The sequence below is a fragment of the Falsiroseomonas sp. E2-1-a4 genome (assembly GCF_051433165.1).
In the GTDB taxonomy this organism is placed as follows: Bacteria; Pseudomonadota; Alphaproteobacteria; order Acetobacterales; family Acetobacteraceae; genus Falsiroseomonas.
Genome location: NZ_JBHMFS010000002.1, coordinates 141,735 through 158,513, shown reverse-complemented (window position 1 = coordinate 158,513; position 16,779 = coordinate 141,735). Strand labels below are relative to the sequence as shown.

Here is a 16,779-nt window from a genome sequence, read left to right as displayed (position 1 = left end):
ACTCCCATCCGGGCAATTGGCCACCGATCGGGCGGGTCTGATCTTCCCGAGGGCGACGTTCCAGGGGCGACGTTGACCGCGACCCGCGAGGGTGGCATTGCCGGGACATGGAGCGCCCCATGCACGCGGTCAACATGTTGCGGCCCTTGGCGGCCCGTCAAACTTCCCGTCTCGGCGCCCGCCCGGGCCTTGCCCTGGCCATGGTTGCCCTGCTGGGCACGGCCGGATGCTCCGGCCTGTCCTCCGTTCCAGGGCTGGGACTGTTCGAAAGCCCGCGCCAGATGCGCGGCCATGCCGTGGATGAGGCGACGCTGACGCAGATCACGCCCGGCGTCAGTTCCCGCGCCGATGTGGAGACGCTGATCGGATCTCCCTCCCACACCGGGACCTTCGACAATTCGGTCTGGTACTACATGAGCAGCGTCACCCGGCAGCGTCCGGGCCGCACCCTGTCCGTGGAGGACCAGCGCGTGGTCGCCATCCGCTTCACCCAGGCCGGCGTGGTGGAGGATATCCGCCGCATCGGGCCGGAGGAGGGGCGTGATGTCCGGGTGGTCAGCCGCATCACCCCATCCCCGGGCAATGACCGCACGATCATGCAGCAGTTGTTCGGCAATATCGGTCGCCTGGCGCCGGGTCTCGGCGGCCAGGCCCAGGCCATCGGCGCGCCGAGCCGCTGACAAGGCGTGCGCAGGAACGGCCGCAAGCGGCTGTTCCTGCGGCTTTCAGGCAGCCCTGGCGCGGGCCGGGCGGACAAACAGCGTCAGCACCAGCGCGAACAGCAGCGCCGGCAGCAGCAGCAGGTTCAGCACCTCCCACCCCGCGGTCGCGTGAATGACGCCGGAGCCGAGCGCGGTACAGGCCACCGTGCCGAAGACGATGAAGTCGTTCGCGGTCTGCGCCCGCACCCGCTCCTCCGTCGAATGCGCCTCTCCCAGCAGGGTGGTGGCGCCGGTGAACATGAAGTTCCAGCCGAGCCCGAGCAGCACCAGCGCCACGGTGAAGTGCCAGAAGGTCTCGTCCTGCACCGCCACCGCGACGCATAGCGCGTTCAGCCCCGCTCCCACCGCGATGATGGTGCGTGCGCCCCAACGGGCGATCAGCCGGCCGGTGAAGAAGCCCGGCGCGAACATCGCCACCGCATGGGCCTGGATCACGGTCGCGCTGGCGCCGACGCCGAAGCCGCAGGCCATCATTTCCAGCGGAGTCGAGGTCATCAGCAGGTTCATGGTGCCATAGGCCATAGCCCCGGTGCCGGCCGCGGCCAGGAAGGCCGGGCGGCGCAGGATTTCGATGATGGGCGTGGCCACCTTGGGCCGCGGTGGTGCCGGCGGCAGGCGTACCTTGGTCAGCAGCACGGCGCAGGCAATCGGCAGCAGCGCCAGGATCAGATACGTGCCGAGGAAGATGAAGGGCTCGAACATGTTCCGGCTGTGCTTCACCAGTTCCGGCCCGAAGATCGCCGCCAGCACGCCGCCGGCCATGACCAGGGAGATGGCGCGAGGCCGATAGGCCGGGGAGGCGACCTCGGCCGCGGCGAATCGGTAGTGCTGGGCAATGCCGAAGCCGATGCCGGCGGGCAGCCCACCCAGCGCGTAGATCCAGAAATCACCCTTCCAGATACCCAGCGCGAAGATCAGCGCACCGCAGAAGGACCCCGCCGCCCCCATCAGGAAGCCGGCGCGGCGGCCAAGGCGGGCGAAGATGATACCGGCGGGGATCGAGGCCGCCATGGTCGCGACCATCTGCAACGCCAGCGGCAGCGTGGCCAAGGACTTGTCATCGGCCAGGCTGTAGCCGACCAGCCCGCCCATCGTGACCTGCCCGACGACGGAGGCATTCATCAGCGCCTGGCAGAAGAACAGGATGCGCACATCCCGCTTCATGCGGGCTTCTTCGGCAGGCATCAGAAATGGCTCCATCCGCTGGTAGGCAGCGTCACATCATGCCCGTCCGGGCCGCGCACGCGCACCCCCTGCCCGGCTTCAAAAACCCCGATCCGCGTCACCGCGACACCTGCCTCGGCCGCGGCCGCCTGCACCCGCGCCGAATCGGCCGGGCCGGCGGCGAAGATCAGCTCGTAGTCGTCGCCGCCGGTCAGGATGCGGGCCAGCAGCGCCGGGTCAGTGGCCAACGCGGCCCGCGCCGGGCCGGAAAGCGGCACCGCTTCCGCCTCGATCACCGCGCCGCAGCCGGCCGCCCGTGCCAGATGGCCGAGGTCCTGCACCAGCCCGTCCGAGACATCCATCGCCGCGCGCGCCAGCCCGGCCAGCCGCAGGCCGAGGGCCACGCGCGGCTGCGGCAACAGGTAGCGGGAGGCCAGGTGCGGGTCCGCCGGCAACCGCCCCGTCAACGCCAGCAGCCCGAGCGCGCCATCGCCGATGCTGCCGGATACCCAGACCTCATCGCCCGGCCGTGCCCCCACCCGCCGCAGCGCCGCCCCTGGCGCGACATGGCCGAGGATGGTCAGCGAGAAGGTCGCTGGCCCGTCGGTAGCCACCGTGTCGCCGCCCAGCAGCTCGATGCCGAATTCCGCCTGGTCCAGCGCCAGCCCGCCGGCAAAGGCCGCGATCCAGTCCTGCGTCACGCCGCGCGGAAAGGCGGTGGTCATCAGATAGGCCAGCGGCACCGCGCCCATCGCCGCGAGGTCGGACAGGTTCACCCGCAGCAGCTTGCGGCCCAGCGTCTCCGGCGGGTCATCCGGCAGGAAATGCACCCCCGCCACCATGGCATCCGCCGCCAGCACCAAGGTGCGGCCCGGCGGCGGGTCCAGCAGCGCCGCATCATCCCCCAGGCCAAGCGCGCCCTTGCCCGCCAGCGGCGCGAAATGGCGCGCGATCAGCCCGAACTCGGCGGGCAGCGTCATCTCAGCCGCGCGGCGCCGGTGCGGACGGAACCGGGGCGAACTCGTCGGCGCGGTAGGCGCGGGCCAGTGCATCCAGCACGCCATTGGCGAAGCGCGGCTCATCGCCCAGGAAGAAACCGTTGGCGATATCCAGGTATTCGTTGATGACGACGCGGGCGGGCGGGTCCTTCGGCGTGGCGAATTCCGCCGCCGCGGCGCGCAGCAGGGCGCGCAGGACGGGGTCCAGCTTCTCCAGCGGCCAATCCTTGGCCAGCGATTTGCCGATCGTCTCGTCCAGGCTCTCGATCTGGGCGGCGGCGGTGCGGACGATGCGGGCGAACAGCTTGGCGTCGACCTCCGGGATGCGGCCCTCGCCGTAGCTGTCCTCGGCCGCGTTGGGGCCGAGGCGGTGGCGGACGAATTCGGCGATCACCGATTCGGGATTCTCGCCGGCCTGCTCGCTCTGGAACAGCGCCTGTACCGCGGCGACGCGTGCGCCGGTGCGCGGGCGGCCGCCAGATGCGGGGGGCTTGCCCTTCGGTGGGCCCTTCTGGCTGCTCATCGCCGGGCCCAATGCGAGAAATGCCAGCGCCGCGCCAGCGTGACCTGGCCGAGCACGGCATGCGCCGCCTCCGCGCCCTTGTTGTGCTGGTCAGGCCGCGATCGGGCGATGGCCTGGTCCAGCGTGGCTACCGTCAGCAGGCCGAAGCCGAGCGGCGCACCATATTCGGAGGCGACCGTCATCGCACCCTGGCAGACCGAGGCGCAGATGAAGTCGTAATGGTCCGTCTCGCCCTTCACCACGCAGCCTAGCATCAGGAAGCCGTCCCAGCGCTCCGTCGCACCGAGCGCCATGCGGAGTGCCGCCGGCATCTCGAAGGCCCCGGCCACATCCACCACATCGAGGCTGGCGCCAACGCCTTCCAGCACGCCGCGCGCACCGGCCAGCATGCCGCCCACGACATCGGCGTAATAGGGCGCCTGGATCACCAGGATGCGCGGCTGCTCGCCGGCCAGTGTCCGCGTGGTGCGGGCGGGTGCGTCCTTGGTACTCACTTGCTGTCCTTCGGTATCGGTCGCGTCTCGACCACGGTCAGGCCATAACCTTCGAGGCCGACGACGGGGCGGGGGTTGTCGGACAGGCGGATGATGTCGCGCAAGCCCAGATCGGCCAGGATTTGCGCGCCAATGCCATAGTCGCGGATTTCCGGCGAGGTCAGGCGCCGCTCTCGCGCCGCACGCACCTGCTGGGACAGCCCATCCAGCCGCCAGTCACGCAGCATCACCACCGCGCCGCGCCCGGCCTCCGCGATGGTCCGCATGGCGGCGTGCAGGTCATCCTCCACCTTGCCGCCCACCATGTCCCGCAGCAGCGACGTCGCATGCATCCGCACCAGCACCGGGCTGGGGCCGGAGAGGTCGCCCTTCACCAGCGCCAGATGCTCGCCCTGGTCCAGCGTGGAGGCATAGACCACCACGCGCCAGGTGCCGCCCACGCCTTCCACGCTGCCTTCCTCCACCCGCCGCACCAGGCGTTCCGTCCGCCGGCGATGCGCAATGAGGTCGGCGATGGTGCCGAGCTTCAACCCATGATGCTGCGCGAAGGCCACCAGGTCCGGCATCCGGGCCATGGAGCCGTCGTCATTCATGATCTCGCAGATGACGCCGGAGGGGTTCAGCCCGGCCAGCCGCGCGAAATCCACCGCCGCCTCGGTATGCCCGGCGCGCACCAGCGTGCCGCCCTCCCGCGCCACCAGCGGGAAGACATGGCCGGGGGTGACGATGTGCTCGCGGCCGAGTTCCGGGTTCACCGCGACGGCCACGGTCCGCGCCCGGTCGGCGGCGGAGATGCCGGTGGTCACGCCATCCCGTGCCTCGATGCTCACCGTGAAGGCGGTAGCGTGGCGGGTGCCGTTGGACTGCGCCATCAGCGGCAGGCCGAGCTGATCCACCCGATGCCGCGTCAGCGCCAGGCAGATCAGCCCGCGGGCGTGCCTGGCCATGAAGTTGATCGCATCCGGCGTCGCGAATTGCGCGGGGATGACCAGGTCGCCCTCATTCTCCCGGTCCTCGTCATCCACCAGGATGAACATGCGGCCACGGCGGGCTTCCTCCAGCAGCTCCTCGGTGGGGCTGAGGAAGTCGTGGAAATTGGTGACCTGGGCGGTGACGGTGCTCATGCGTTGAACTCCCGCAGGCGGGCGACGTAGCGGGCCAGCATGTCGATCTCGATGTTCACGGAATGGCCGGGGCGCAGATTTGCAAAGCCGGTCACTTCCGTCGTGTGGGGGATGATGTTCACGCCAAATTCGTGGCCCCCCTCCTTGTCGGAGGCCACCTCGTTGACGGTCAGGGAGACACCATCAATGGCGACCGAGCCTTTCGACGCGATGAAGGGTGCGATGGCGGGCGGCACGCGGAAGCGCCAGCGGGTGGAGCCGTTTTCCGGCGTGGCGGCCAGAACCTCGCCCAGCCCGTCGACATGGCCGGAGACGACATGGCCGCCCAGTTCGTCGCCCATCCGCAGGGGCCGTTCCAGGTTGATCCGGCGCCCCACCTGCCAGCCGCCCAGCGTGGTTTTCGCCAGTGTTTCGGCCGAGGCTTCGACGGTGAAGGCGCTGGGCTCCAGTTCCACCGCCGTCAGGCAGCAGCCGGAACAGGCGATGGAGGCGCCGAGCACCGCGCCCTCCAGCCAGCCCTGCGGCACGGCGACGGTCAGGCGCATGTCCTGGCCCTCCCCGATCGGCGTGATGGCGGTCACCTCCCCCTGGGCGGTGATGATCCCGGTGAACATTCAGCCAGCCTCGCGCTCGAATTCGGTCAGGACATCCGCGCCGATGGTGCGGTGCGCCACGCGGCGGAACTTGGGCGCGCGCGCCAGTTCCAGCAATGGCAGTTCATAGGAAGCCGGTATGCCATCGCCGCCGATCACCCTGGGCGCGTGGAACCAGGCGAGCCGGTCGGCCAGCTCCTCCCGCAGCAGGGACGCCGCGATGCCGGAGCCACCCTCCGCCAGAACGCGGGTGATGCCGCGGGTGGCGAGCGCCGTCAGGATACCGTGCATGGACAGGCCCTGCGGCCCCGGCGGCAGTTCGAGGATTTCCACACCTGCCTCGCGCAGCGGCGCCAGGGCGGATTCGGAATGGCCGGGGATGGTGGCGACCAGGGTCGGCACCTCCCGCGCCGTGCGGACCAGCTTTGCACCGAGGGGCATCCGCAGCCGCGCATCCGCGACCACGCGGGGCGCCGGAATGGGCACGCCGCCGGGCAGCCGGCAGGTGAGGTCCGGGTCGTCATCCAGCACGGTGCCGGAGCCGACCAGGATGGCGTCATGCCGCGCCCGCAGGCCATGGGAGGCGCGGCGCGATTCAGGGCCGGTGATCCAGCGGCTTTCCTTGGAGGCGGTGGCAATGCGGCCATCCAGCGTGGTCGCCAGCTTCAGCGTCACCATCGGCAGGCCGTAGCGCAGGCGCTTGATGAAGCCAGCATTCAGGCTTGCGGCGTCTTCCGCCAGCAATCCCTCCTCCACCGTGATGCCGGCCGCGCGCAGCCGCGAGAAACCCGCGCCATCCACGCGCGGATCAGGGTCGCGCAGTGCCACGACCACCCGGGCCACGCCGGCGGCGATCATCGCATCGGTGCAGGGGGGCGTGCGGCCCCAGTGGCAGCAGGGCTCCAGCGTGACATAGGCGGTGCCGCCGCGGGCCGCGGCGCCAGCGCGTTTCAGCGCCTCCGTCTCCGCATGCGGGCGGCCGCCGGGCTGGGTCCAGCCGCGTCCGACCACCTGGCCGTCCGCCGCCAGGATGACGCAGCCGACCGCCGGGTTGGGCCAGGTATTGCCGAGGCCTCGCGCTGCCAGGGACAGCGCGGCCCGCATATGCGCTTCGTCCGACACGGTCAGGAGCCTTCGATCTTCCCCAGGAAGGCACGGAAATCCTTGGCTTCCCGAAAATTGCGATAGACGCTGGCGAAGCGGACATAGGCCACCTCATCCACGTCCCGCAGCGTTTCCATCACCACCTCGCCAATCCGGTGGGAGGGGACCTCGCTATCGGCCTCCACCTCCAGCCGGCGCTGGATGCCGTTGACGATGCGCTCGATGCGTTCCTCGTCGAAGGGCCGCTTGCGCAGCGCGACGCGGACGGAGCGCGCCAGCTTGTCCCGATCGAAGGGCACGCGGCGGCCATCGGTCTTGATCACCACCAATTCGCGCAGCTGCACCCGTTCGAAGGTGGTGAAGCGGTTGCCGCAGGCGGGGCAGGACCGGCGGCGGCGGATGGAGGCGCCATCCTCCGCCGGACGGCTGTCCTTCACCTGCGTGTCTTCATGCCCGCAGAAGGGACAGCGCATATATCTATGCCTTCAAACGGCGGGCGCGCGCTCCGCGCGCTTGCCTTCGCGCCGTGCACTCTGGCGCCGGGGCAAACGGCTGGTCTGGGCGCGGCGGCCATCCGGCCGCTCGGCCCGCGAAAGTGCGCGGGCCGCAGGTCGCGCCATTGTTCCGGCACACGTCGCCTGGAGGGAAGTGCGCCATTGGGTGGCTCACCCGTAGATCGGAAAGCGGCGGCAGAGGTCGAGCACGCGGGCCTTCACCGCGGTCTCGACCGCCTCATTGGCCTCCGGGCTGTTGGCCTGGGCCAGGCCGTCCAGCACTTCGCCGATCATCTGGCCGACCAGCTTGAACTCGGCCTCGCCAAAGCCGCGGCTGGTGGCGGCCGGGCTGCCCAGGCGGACGCCGGAGGTGACCATCGGCTTCTCCGGGTCGAAGGGGATGCCGTTCTTGTTGCAGGTCAGGTGGGCACGGTTCAGCGCACCCTCCGCCGCCTTGCCCGTCAGCCTCTTCGGGCGAAGGTCCACCAGCACCAGGTGGTTGTCGGTGCCATCGGTGACGAGATCCAGCCCCTGCCCCTTCAGCTCCGCCGCCAGCGCCTTGGCGTTCAGCACGACCTGCTTCGCATAGGCGCGGAATTCCGGGCGCAGCGCCTCCCCGAACGCCACCGCCTTGGCGGCGATGACATGCATCAGCGGGCCGCCCTGCAGGCCGGGGAAGACGGCGCTGTTGAACTTCTTGGCCAGCGCTTCGTCGTTGGTGAGGATCATACCGCCGCGCGGGCCGCGCAGGGTCTTGTGGGTGGTGGTGGTCACCACATGGGCGTGCGGGAAGGGCGAAGGGTGTGCGCCGCCGGCGACCAGGCCCGCGAAATGCGCCATATCGACCATGAAGATTGCGCCGACTTCATCCGCAATCTCGCGGAAGCGCGGAAAGTCCCAGGTGCGGGCATAGGCGGAGCCGCCGCCGATGATGATCTTGGGCTTCGTCTCCCGCGCGATGCGGGCGACCTCCTCCATGTCGATCATCTGGTCCTCGCGCCGCACCGTATAGGGCGCGACCTTGAACCACTTGCCGGACTGGTTGGCCGGCGCCCCATGGGTCAGGTGGCCGCCAGCGGCGAGGTCGAGCCCCATGAAGGTATCGCCTGGCTGCATCAGCGCGAAGAACACCGCCTGGTTGGCCTGCGCGCCGCTATGCGGCTGCACATTGGAGAAACCGCAATCGAACAGCTTCTTGGCGCGCTCGATCGCCAGGCTCTCGGCGATGTCCACCACCTCGCACCCGCCATAATAGCGGCGGCCGGGGTAGCCTTCCGCGTATTTGTTGGTCAGCACCGAGCCCTGCGTCTCAAGCACCGCGCGGGAGACGATGTTCTCGGAGGCGATCAGCTCGATGCCGTCCTGCTGGCGGATCAGTTCATCGCGAAGCGTGGCGGCGATCTCGGGGTCCGTCTCGGCCACCGGGGCCTGGAAGAAACGGGCGGGGGTCACCGCCGGCGTGGTCTCGTTCATGGGGACGGGCTCCATCCGGGGCTGAGCTTGAGGACGCGGCGGTCATGCCGGCCCCCCTCATATGGCGTGGTCAGGAAGACGTTCAGGGCATCCAGCGCCACTTCCGCGCCGATCATGCGCGCGCCGAGGGCCAGGACATTGGCATCATTGTGCTGCCGGGTCAGTCGCGCGCCGGTCGCGTCATGGATCAGGGCGCAGCGGATGCCCTCATGCCGGTTGGCGGCGATGGAAATGCCGATGCCGGTGCCGCAGACCAGCACGCCGAAGCGCGCCTTGCCTTCCAGCACCGCACCGCAGACGGCATGGGCGAAATCCGGGTAGTCCACGCTTTCCGGACCATGCGTGCCGAGATCCAGCACCGGATGGCCGGCTGCCTCCAGCGCCGCGCGCAGCGTCGCCTTCAAACCGATGCCGGCATGGTCGGAGCCGAGGGCGATGGGGGTGCTTTGGGGCGTCATGCCGAGGCTGTTACCACTTCCGGTGTCCGCCCGGAACCACAACCGCCAGATACTGTGGCGCATGGCAGGATTGTTCCCGCGCCGCCATTGCGGGAGACAGCCGCACCCCCAACCCCGCCCCGCCGGAGCAGCCAAAGCCCCGCCTTGCCTCCGCCCCCCTGGACGTGGAACGGATGCGCCCGGGACAGGAGATACAGAACATGGCGTCGTCGGCGAATCCGGAGACCATCGCCCTTCATGCCGGCTGGCGTGCGGACCCGACCACGGGTTCCGTCGCCGTGCCGATCCACCAGACCACCAGCTTCCAGTTCCAGGACACGGGCCACGCCCAGCGCCTGTTCGGCCTGGCCGAGATGGGCAACATCTACACCCGCATCATGAACCCCACCGTGGACGTGCTGGAAAAGCGCGTGGCCGCGCTGGAAGGCGGCGTGGCGGCGCTGGCGGTGGGCTCCGGCCAGGCCGCCACCACCTTCTGCGTGCTGAACCTGTGCGAGGCGGGGGACAACATCGTCTCCTCCACCGACCTGTATGGCGGCACCTTCAACCTGTTCGCCAACACGCTGAAAACCTTCGGCATCGAGGTCCGCTTCATCGATCCGGCGAACCCGCAGGCCTTCGCGGATGCCACCGATGACCGCACCCGCTGCTGGTATGCGGAGACGCTGCCGAATCCGAAATTGCAGGTCTTCCCGATCGCGGAAGTGGCCGCACTCGGTCGCAAGCTCGGCGTGCCGCTGATCATGGACAACACCGCGGCCCCCATCCTGTGCAAGCCGCTGGCGCTGGGCGCGGCCATCGTCATGCACTCCACGACGAAGTGGATCGGCGGGCACGGCACCAGCATCGGCGGCGTGGTGGTGGATGGCGGCAATTTCGACTGGGAGGCCAATGCCGCCCGCTTCCCCACCCTGAACAAGCCGGATGCCAGCTACCACGGCGCGGTCTGGACCCAGGCGGTGAAGGCGATGGGGCCGGTCGCCTACATCATCCGCATGCGGGTGATCCTGCTGCGCGACCTCGGCGCGCCGATGGCGCCGATGAACGCCTTCCTGACCCTGCAGGGGCTGGAGACGCTGCCGCTGCGGATGGAGCGCCATTGCGCCAACGCCATCAAGGTCGCGGCCTTCCTCGCCGGACATCCGGCGGTGGCCAGCGTCACCCATCCCAGCCTGATGACCGGCGAATCGAAGCGCCGGGCGGATGCGGCGCTGAAGGGCGGCTATGGCAGCCTGATGGGCTTCGAGCTGAAGGCCGGCGCCGAGGCCGGGCGCAAGTTCATCGAATCGCTCAAGATGTTCTACCACGTCGCCAATATCGGTGACGCCCGCAGCCTGGCGATCCACCCGGCCACCACCACCCATAGCCAGCTCTCGGTGGAGGAACAGGCGGCCTCGGGCGTCACGCCGGGCTATGTGCGCCTATCCATCGGCATCGAGCATATCGACGACATCATCGCCGACCTCGACCAGGCACTGGCGGCCGCGGTGGCATGAGCGGCTATCCGGCCCAGCGCCCCCGCCGCAACCGGGTGGATGCCTTTACCCGGCGGATGGTCGCGGAGAACAAGCTATCGGTCGATGATCTGATCTGGCCGATCTTCGTCATCGAGGGCCAGGGGATCGAGACTGAGGTCGCCTCGATGCCCGGCATCAAGCGGGTGACGCTGGACCGGCTGGCGGCGCATGTGGAACCGGCAGCGAAGCTGGGCATCCCGGCGCTCGCCCTGTTCCCCGCCACGGACCCCTCCAGGAAGGATGGCGAGGGGACGGAGGCGAAGAACCCCGAGAACCTGATGTGCAGCGCGGCCCGTCTGCTGAAGCGGGAATTCCCCGATCTCGGCCTGGTCGGCGATGTGGCGCTGGACCCCTACACCGACCACGGCCATGACGGCGTGCTGCGCCCCGGGCCGGGCGGAATGTATGTCGCCAATGACGAGACGGTGGAGATCCTGGCCATCCAGGCGGTGATCCAGGCAGAAGCCGGCATCGACATCATCGCGCCGTCGGACATGATGGATGGCCGCATCGGCGCCATCCGCACCGCGCTGGATGCGAAGGGCCTGATCCACACGCGGATCATGTCCTACGCCGCGAAATACGCCTCCGCCTTCTATGGCCCGTTCCGGGACGCGGTCGGCTCCGGCGCCTCGTTGCAAGGTGGGGACAAGAAGACCTACCAGATGGACCCCGCCAATACGGATGAGGCGCTGCGCGAAGTGGCACTCGACCTGGCAGAAGGTGCCGACATGGTCATGGTCAAGCCGGGCATGCCCTACCTGGATATCGTTCGCCGGGTGAAGGACCGCTTCGCAGTGCCTACCTTCGCCTACCAGGTGTCCGGCGAATACGCGATGATCATGGCGGCCGTCCGCAATGGCTGGCTGGACCATGACCGGGCGATGATGGAAAGCCTGCTCGGCTTCAAGCGCGCCGGTGCCGATGGCGTGCTGAGCTACTTCGCCGTGGAGGCGGCGACGCTGCTGCGCCATGGCTGAACCCACGCCCTTCCCCCGCCCCTGGCACGGCGCCTCCGACCGCGGCAGCGAGCCTGCGGTGGCGGCGCTGCGCGCGAAGCGGGCGGAGGTGGAGGCGTTGATGGCCTGGCAGCATACCCGGCCTGGCGAGGCGAAGACGCTGGCCTGGTGGCGGCTGCACGGCGCGCGGCAGGCCCGTCTGGCCCTGCTGCGAGAGGAAGCGCACCGCCTGCCGCCGCTGCCGGCGCCGGACGGGGCGCTGAGTGGCTGGCAGAAGCTGCGCCTGCGGTTCGGCCTGCTGCGGCTGGAAACAGCGCAGCCGCCGGGCCGCATTGCCCGGCTGCTGCGGGAGGAGGCAGCACCGCCCGACCGGTAGTGCGGCCTACGCCGCCCGCAGCGAGGTCAGGAAGCCACGCACCCCGCTTTGCAGCGCATCGCCGCGACCGGACAATTCCCCCGTTGCCGAGAGCACCGCTTCGGCCGTCTGCCGGGTCCGTGCGGCGCCCTGGCGCACCGCCTTGGCATGATGCGCCGCATCCTCGGCGCCGGCCGCGGCACGGCTGATCGCCTCGGCAATACTGCGGGTGGCCTCCGCCTGTTCCCGGGCGGTGTCGGCCACCGCGGCGGTCACGCCCTCAAGCTGGCCAATGGTCTCGCCGATACCTCGGATGGCGGATACGGCACCTTCGGTCGCGCCCTGCATCGCGCCGATCTGGCGGGCGATTTCCTCCGTTGCCTTGGCGGTCTGGCTGGCCAGCGCCTTCACCTCGCCCGCCACCACGGCGAAGCCCTTGCCGCTTTCGCCTGCCCGCGCCGCCTCGATCGTGGCGTTCAGAGCGAGCAGGTTGGTCTGGCCGGCGATGTCGGTGATCATCTTCACCACTTCCCCGATCCGCTGGGCGCTTTCGGCCAGGCTTTGCATGGCGGTGTTGCCTTCCCGTGCCGCGCCGGCCGCGCCGACCGCGATGCTGGCGGCGTCCGCCACGCGGCGATGCACCTCGCCGATGCTGGCGGTCAGTTCCTCGATCGCCGCGGCGACCACCTGCACATTCTCGGACGCGGTCTGCGCGGCACCGGCCACCGCGTCGGCCTGCTGGTTGCCCTCACTGGCGGCCTCGGTGAGCGTGTTCGCCTGTTGCTGCAACTGGCCTGTGGCACGGGACACGGCGCCGAGTGCGGCATCCGCATCCGTCTCGAAGGCCCCGGCGGCCTGCTGCAGGGCGGCGCCGCGGGCGGCGCGGGCCTGCTGTTCCGCCATGTTCGCAGCCGCAGCGGCCTCCGCCTCCAGCGCGGCGCGCCGCATCGTCTCGATCGCCTGCGCCAGTTCGCCGAGCTCGTCATGGCGGTCCTGGAGCGGCATCGCCACCTCCCGCGCGCCGCCGGTCAGACCCCGCACCGCGGCGGTGAGGTGCCCGGTGGGGGCGACGACGCGACGGTTGAACCACCAGGCACCGGCGGCGCTGGCCAGAACCGTGGTCAGCACCAGGCCGCAGGCCAGCAGGAAGCGCAGCGAGGCCGAGGCGATGGCGGCCTCGGCGCGGGCCAGCGCCTCGGCCAGCGCGGCATCGCGGACGGGAAGAATGGTGTTCAGCACCGGCACCGTGTCCCGGAACAGGTTCGGCACGGTGGTCTCGGCAGGCCGCCCGCGATAGGGAACGACGAAGGTGCCGAAGGCTTCGCCACCCTTGGCCCAGTAGCCATTCTGCACCCCGGCCAGCGCCGCATCCACGGCCGGCGTGCGAACCTCCATCGCGGCGGCGCGGATGCTGGCCCAGATGGTCTCGATCCGGCCCTTGAAGCTGGCGATCTGCTCCGCCAGTTCGCCCTCCATCGGCTGGCGAAGGCCGACCGCGCGAACCACCAGCGTCACCTGGCGCCCGGCCTGGTCGCGCATGTCCCAGCCCAGCAGCGCGAGGCGCGCGGCGCGGCCGACGCTGTTTTCCAGCGTCGCGATACGGCGCTGCAGGTCGGCGGCGAATTCGGCTGCCTCCTCCTGCACTGCGAACATGCGGGCGACGTAGTCGCGCAGCAGTGCGGGATCCCGCGCGGCCTGTGGCTGGGCTACCGCCTGAAGCGCGGCGCGCCGGATCTGCCCGATGTTCCGCTCGATGCGGGCCAGGGCCTCGGCATCCGCGGGCAGCGGGGCCAGGCTCTTGCCTTCGGTCAATGCGGCGTCGCCAGCGGTCGAATGGCGCGTCACGGGCACCATCTGCTCCGCCGTCGCAGCGCCCGGGGCCAACAGCAGCGGGTTGACGAAGGCGCGTTCCAGATTCAGGGCCTCCGGCATGCGCAGTGCGGCGGCCAGCAGCCTTGTATCCTGAAGCGCCATCCGGTCTGCGCGCAGCACCCCCCATTGGGCGAAGGCAAAGATCACGGCCGCCACGATGCCGACAGCGGAGCCCGCGAGCGTCGTAAGCAGAAAGACTTGGCGGATTCGCATGTCTGGAGGTCCCTGGCGCATGGTGGCTCGGGCCATCATGCGTCAGGCAGGTTGCCTTCAGGTGAACGCGACCTCAGTCGAGGAAGCCTGCCACCAGATCTACCTGCACCGGGTCCATCAGCGCGGGGGCATGCCCGGCTGCGGCGATTTCCGCCACCTGTACGCCGGGGCGCGCGGCCATGGCGGCCAGGGTCTCCCGCAGCAGCAGGTCGCTTTCCGCACCCCGGATCGCCAGCACGGGCACGGAAACACGCGCCCACAGCGCTGACAGATCGACCGCCTCGGGCGGCCGCGCGCGGATGGGTGTGGCGAGGGCGGGGTCGAAATGCAGCATCAGTCCGCCTTCCGGCGCCGGCCGTGCCGAATGGCGCGCCAGATGGCCCCATTGTGCGTCGGTCAGCGGGCCGAAGGGCGCATGCACCTCGCGCAGATGCGCCTCCACCGCCGCCAGGTCGGCAAAGCGCGGACTGTCGGCGAGGTAGGCGTGGATGCGCGCCATCGCCGCCAACGGCACCTGCGGCCCGATATCGTTCAGCACCAGGCGCCGGATCGGCTGGCCCGTGGCCGCGGCCACCATCATGCCGCAGATGCCGCCCAGCGAGGTGCCGACCCAATCCACCGGTCCATCCAGCCGTGCCAGCAGATGCGCCAGCGCGCCGACATAGACGGGCGGCGCATACAGCGCCGGGTCCGGCAGCCAGTCCGACAGGCCGCGCCCCGGCAAATCCGGGCACAGCACGCGCCTGCCACGCGCGGCCAGTGCCTCGGCCAGCGCATCGAAATCCCGACCATTGCGGGTCAGGCCATGGACACAGACCACCGGGGCGCCATCCGTTGGCCCCCATTCGGTCCAGGCCAACTGGTGGAAGGCGGCACCCAGCAGGTAGCGCAGCCTTCCCGCCCGCATTCAGACCACGCCCTTCTCGCGCAGCGCCGCGATCCGGCTTTCGCTCATGCCCAGAAGGCCGGAGAGCACTTCCTCGGAGTGCTCGCCCAGCTGGGGCGGCGGCACGCGGTAATCCGCCGGGGTGGCAGAAAGCCGCACCGGATTGGCGATGACCTCCACCGTGGCGCCGGAGGAATGCGGCATCTCCACAACCACCTTGCGCGCCCGCACATGCGGGTCCGCGAACACCTTTTCCAAGGTGTTGATCGGACCGCAGCCGATCTTCGCGGCTTCCAGCGCGGCCACCCATTCATCGGTGCTGCGGGACTGCATCACCGGCGTCAGCGTCTGCGTTACGAAGTCCCGGTTCGCCACGCGCGCCGCGTTGCTGGCGAAGCGCTCATCCGCCAGCAGCGCCTGCTGGCCCGTGACCTCGCAGAAACGCACGAAGGTCGGGTCGTTGCCGACGGACAGCACGATGTGCCCGTCCCGCGTCGGGAAGACCTGGTAGGGCACGATGTTCGGGTGCTGGTTGCCCAGGCGGGCCGGGTTTTCCTTGGTCGCCAGGTAGTTCATGCCCTGGTTGGCCAGCCAGGCCACGCTGGTGTCCAGCATGCCGATATCCACCTGCTGGCCCTGGCCGGTGCGTTCCCGGTGGCGCAGCGCGGCCAGGATGCCGATGCAGCCATAAAGCCCGGCGAACAGGTCGGCCACCGGCACGCCCACCTTCTGCGGCAGACCATCCGGCTCCCCGGTCAGGGACATGACGCCGCCCATCGCCTGGATCAGTGAATCATAGCCCGGCCGCGGCGCGTAGGGGCCGGTCTGGCCGAAGCCGGTGATGGAGCAATAGATCAGGCCGGGGAATTTCTGGCTGAGCTGTTCGAAACCTAGGCCGTATTTGGCCAACGCGCCGACCTTGAAATTCTCCACCAGGATGTCGCAGCCATCCAGCAGATCATGGATGATTGCCTGGCCTTCCGGCTTGGCGATATCCAGCGTCAGCGACTTCTTGTTGCGGTTGACCCCGAGGAAATAGGCGCTTTCCTCCGTCTCCGGCCAGACCGGCGGCGCGAAGCCGCGGGTGTCATCGCCCGAGCCGGGCTTTTCGATCTTGATGACCTCGGCACCCAGGTCGCCCAGCATCTGGGTGCAGGTGGGGCCGGCTAGCACGCGGGTCAGGTCGAGGACGCGAAGGCCGCGAAGCGGGCCGGTGGGCGATGTCATGGGCTGCCTCCATCTCGTGGATTGCTTAAGCGTGGTGCCCGGACAGGGCAAGCCCGGGGGCCGCGGCGGGGGGGGGGCAACGATACGGGCGGTGGTTGGCGCCGCCGGGCTCGCGTGGTTTCCTTGTGTCATGGCAGGACGGCGCAATCGGGGCGAAGTGGGGCGGCGGATGCTGACGCTCCGGCTCGCTCTCGGCGAACAGGTGGCGATCGGGCCGGGCAAGGCCGCGCTGCTGGAGGCGATCCGGGACGAAGGCTCCATCGCCGCGGCCGGGCGCCGGATGCAGATGTCCTACCAGCGCGCGCATGACCTGGTGGCCGCGCTGAACGAAGACTTCCGCGAGCCGCTGGTCGCGACCGCGATGGGCGGATCTGGCGGCGGCGGCGCGCGCCTGACCAGCCTCGGTGAGCAGGTGCTGCGCGCCTACCGCGAGGCGGAGGCCGCCGCGGAGGCCGCGGTCCGTGATCGGGTCACTTGGCTGCGCGGAGTCCTGGCCCGCCAGGACTGATACCAAATCCCGCGAATCGTGACCGGTTGGAGCTATAGCTCCAACCCCTCAAACGCCGGCGCTCCGCTTGGCTAGGCGCCACCTGGCGCGGCGCC

General features: G+C 69.9%; 18 protein-coding genes. 5 read left to right on the top strand and 13 right to left on the bottom strand.

Annotation, left to right across the window (positions count from 1 at the left end; genetic code table 11):
• The first annotated feature begins 119 nt into the window (after positions 1-119).
• A complete protein-coding gene (locus ACFHNC_RS03475) occupies positions 120-680 on the top strand; it encodes an outer membrane protein assembly factor BamE (RefSeq protein ID WP_437167819.1) in 561 nt (186 codons plus the stop codon).
• A 45-nt stretch (positions 681-725) separates the two neighbouring features.
• Here the strand turns inward: ACFHNC_RS03475 and ACFHNC_RS03470 are convergent, their stop codons facing one another.
• The 10 genes from ACFHNC_RS03470 to rpiB form a co-directional block, all read right to left on the bottom strand.
• Positions 726-1,907: an MFS transporter gene (locus tag ACFHNC_RS03470; RefSeq protein ID WP_437167818.1), complete on the bottom strand. Its 1,182-nt coding sequence runs from the start codon at positions 1,905-1,907 to the stop codon at positions 726-728.
• Positions 1,907-2,866: a thiamine-phosphate kinase gene (thiL, locus tag ACFHNC_RS03465; RefSeq protein ID WP_437167817.1), complete on the bottom strand. Its 960-nt coding sequence runs from the start codon at positions 2,864-2,866 to the stop codon at positions 1,907-1,909. The genes ACFHNC_RS03470 and thiL overlap by 1 nt, the downstream gene beginning before the upstream one ends.
• A 1-nt stretch (position 2,867) precedes the next feature.
• Positions 2,868-3,407: a transcription antitermination factor NusB gene (gene nusB, locus ACFHNC_RS03460; RefSeq protein WP_437167816.1), complete on the bottom strand. Its 540-nt coding sequence runs from the start codon at positions 3,405-3,407 to the stop codon at positions 2,868-2,870.
• Positions 3,404-3,901 (bottom strand): 6,7-dimethyl-8-ribityllumazine synthase, encoded by a 498-nt coding sequence (ribH, locus tag ACFHNC_RS03455; RefSeq protein ID WP_437167815.1) that lies wholly within the window; start codon positions 3,899-3,901, stop codon positions 3,404-3,406. Before ribH ends, nusB begins: the two co-directional genes overlap by 4 nt.
• On the bottom strand, positions 3,898-5,025 hold the full coding sequence (gene ribB / locus ACFHNC_RS03450) for a 3,4-dihydroxy-2-butanone-4-phosphate synthase (RefSeq protein ID WP_437167814.1): 1,128 nt from the start codon (positions 5,023-5,025) through the stop codon (positions 3,898-3,900). Before ribB ends, ribH begins: the two co-directional genes overlap by 4 nt.
• A complete protein-coding gene (locus ACFHNC_RS03445) occupies positions 5,022-5,639 on the bottom strand; it encodes a riboflavin synthase (RefSeq protein WP_437167813.1) in 618 nt (205 codons plus the stop codon). The genes ribB and ACFHNC_RS03445 overlap by 4 nt, the downstream gene beginning before the upstream one ends.
• Positions 5,640-6,740 (bottom strand): bifunctional diaminohydroxyphosphoribosylaminopyrimidine deaminase/5-amino-6-(5-phosphoribosylamino)uracil reductase RibD, encoded by a 1,101-nt coding sequence (gene ribD, locus ACFHNC_RS03440; protein ID WP_437167812.1) that lies wholly within the window; start codon positions 6,738-6,740, stop codon positions 5,640-5,642.
• 2 nt (positions 6,741-6,742) lie between these two features.
• Positions 6,743-7,195: a transcriptional regulator NrdR gene (gene nrdR, locus ACFHNC_RS03435; protein ID WP_168052412.1), complete on the bottom strand. Its 453-nt coding sequence runs from the start codon at positions 7,193-7,195 to the stop codon at positions 6,743-6,745.
• Positions 7,196-7,387: 192 nt separating this feature from the next.
• Positions 7,388-8,689: a serine hydroxymethyltransferase gene (glyA, locus tag ACFHNC_RS03430; RefSeq protein ID WP_437167811.1), complete on the bottom strand. Its 1,302-nt coding sequence runs from the start codon at positions 8,687-8,689 to the stop codon at positions 7,388-7,390.
• A complete protein-coding gene (gene rpiB, locus ACFHNC_RS03425; RefSeq protein ID WP_437167971.1) occupies positions 8,686-9,147 on the bottom strand; it encodes a ribose 5-phosphate isomerase B in 462 nt (153 codons plus the stop codon). The genes glyA and rpiB overlap by 4 nt, the downstream gene beginning before the upstream one ends.
• 200 nt (positions 9,148-9,347) lie before the next feature.
• Between rpiB and ACFHNC_RS03420 the strand changes: the two genes are divergently transcribed.
• The 3 genes from ACFHNC_RS03420 to ACFHNC_RS03410 are packed head-to-tail and all read left to right on the top strand — an operon-like array spanning position 9,348 to position 11,999.
• Positions 9,348-10,643 (top strand): O-acetylhomoserine aminocarboxypropyltransferase/cysteine synthase family protein, encoded by a 1,296-nt coding sequence (locus tag ACFHNC_RS03420; RefSeq protein WP_437167810.1) that lies wholly within the window; start codon positions 9,348-9,350, stop codon positions 10,641-10,643.
• Positions 10,640-11,644 (top strand): porphobilinogen synthase, encoded by a 1,005-nt coding sequence (gene hemB / locus ACFHNC_RS03415; protein WP_437167809.1) that lies wholly within the window; start codon positions 10,640-10,642, stop codon positions 11,642-11,644. The genes ACFHNC_RS03420 and hemB overlap by 4 nt, the downstream gene beginning before the upstream one ends.
• Positions 11,637-11,999 carry a hypothetical protein gene (locus ACFHNC_RS03410; RefSeq protein WP_437167808.1) on the top strand — a complete coding sequence of 121 codons (363 nt, stop codon included), beginning with the start codon at positions 11,637-11,639 and terminating at the stop codon, positions 11,997-11,999. Before hemB ends, ACFHNC_RS03410 begins: the two co-directional genes overlap by 8 nt.
• Before the next feature lie 6 nt (positions 12,000-12,005).
• On the opposite strand, the gene ACFHNC_RS03405 is transcribed toward ACFHNC_RS03410, so the two are convergent.
• The 3 genes from ACFHNC_RS03405 to ACFHNC_RS03395 all read right to left on the bottom strand — a co-directional run bounded on the left by ACFHNC_RS03405 (position 12,006) and on the right by ACFHNC_RS03395 (position 16,176).
• Complete coding sequence (locus tag ACFHNC_RS03405) at positions 12,006-14,063, bottom strand: methyl-accepting chemotaxis protein (protein ID WP_437167807.1); 2,058 nt, start codon at positions 14,061-14,063, stop codon at positions 12,006-12,008.
• Positions 14,064-14,136: 73 nt separating this feature from the next.
• Positions 14,137-14,970 (bottom strand): alpha/beta fold hydrolase, encoded by an 834-nt coding sequence (locus ACFHNC_RS03400; protein ID WP_437167806.1) that lies wholly within the window; start codon positions 14,968-14,970, stop codon positions 14,137-14,139.
• Positions 14,971-16,176 carry a CaiB/BaiF CoA transferase family protein gene (locus tag ACFHNC_RS03395; protein WP_437167805.1) on the bottom strand — a complete coding sequence of 402 codons (1,206 nt, stop codon included), beginning with the start codon at positions 16,174-16,176 and terminating at the stop codon, positions 14,971-14,973.
• A 169-nt stretch (positions 16,177-16,345) separates the two neighbouring features.
• On the opposite strand from ACFHNC_RS03395, the gene ACFHNC_RS03390 reads away from it, so the two are divergent.
• Positions 16,346-16,684 carry a winged helix-turn-helix domain-containing protein gene (locus ACFHNC_RS03390; RefSeq protein ID WP_437167804.1) on the top strand — a complete coding sequence of 113 codons (339 nt, stop codon included), beginning with the start codon at positions 16,346-16,348 and terminating at the stop codon, positions 16,682-16,684.
• Positions 16,685-16,779 lie beyond the last annotated feature (95 nt).

Coding starts and splice junctions, on each gene's coding strand:
- ribB (WP_437167814.1), bottom strand. CDS start 5,025: ATGAGCACCGTCACCGCCCAGGTCACCAATTTCCACGACTTCCTCAGC.
- ACFHNC_RS03400 (WP_437167806.1), bottom strand. CDS start 14,970: ATGCGGGCGGGAAGGCTGCGCTACCTGCTGGGTGCCGCCTTCCACCAG.
- thiL (WP_437167817.1), bottom strand. CDS start 2,866: ATGACGCTGCCCGCCGAGTTCGGGCTGATCGCGCGCCATTTCGCGCCG.
- nrdR (WP_168052412.1), bottom strand. CDS start 7,195: ATGCGCTGTCCCTTCTGCGGGCATGAAGACACGCAGGTGAAGGACAGC.
- ACFHNC_RS03445 (WP_437167813.1), bottom strand. CDS start 5,639: ATGTTCACCGGGATCATCACCGCCCAGGGGGAGGTGACCGCCATCACG.
- glyA (WP_437167811.1), bottom strand. CDS start 8,689: ATGAACGAGACCACGCCGGCGGTGACCCCCGCCCGTTTCTTCCAGGCC.
- ACFHNC_RS03410 (WP_437167808.1), top strand. CDS start 11,637: ATGGCTGAACCCACGCCCTTCCCCCGCCCCTGGCACGGCGCCTCCGAC.
- nusB (WP_437167816.1), bottom strand. CDS start 3,407: ATGAGCAGCCAGAAGGGCCCACCGAAGGGCAAGCCCCCCGCATCTGGC.
- ACFHNC_RS03470 (WP_437167818.1), bottom strand. CDS start 1,907: ATGCCTGCCGAAGAAGCCCGCATGAAGCGGGATGTGCGCATCCTGTTC.
- ACFHNC_RS03390 (WP_437167804.1), top strand. CDS start 16,346: ATGCTGACGCTCCGGCTCGCTCTCGGCGAACAGGTGGCGATCGGGCCG.
- ACFHNC_RS03395 (WP_437167805.1), bottom strand. CDS start 16,176: ATGACATCGCCCACCGGCCCGCTTCGCGGCCTTCGCGTCCTCGACCTG.
- rpiB (WP_437167971.1), bottom strand. CDS start 9,147: ATGACGCCCCAAAGCACCCCCATCGCCCTCGGCTCCGACCATGCCGGC.
- hemB (WP_437167809.1), top strand. CDS start 10,640: ATGAGCGGCTATCCGGCCCAGCGCCCCCGCCGCAACCGGGTGGATGCC.
- ACFHNC_RS03420 (WP_437167810.1), top strand. CDS start 9,348: ATGGCGTCGTCGGCGAATCCGGAGACCATCGCCCTTCATGCCGGCTGG.
- ACFHNC_RS03475 (WP_437167819.1), top strand. CDS start 120: ATGCACGCGGTCAACATGTTGCGGCCCTTGGCGGCCCGTCAAACTTCC.
- ACFHNC_RS03405 (WP_437167807.1), bottom strand. CDS start 14,063: ATGCGAATCCGCCAAGTCTTTCTGCTTACGACGCTCGCGGGCTCCGCT.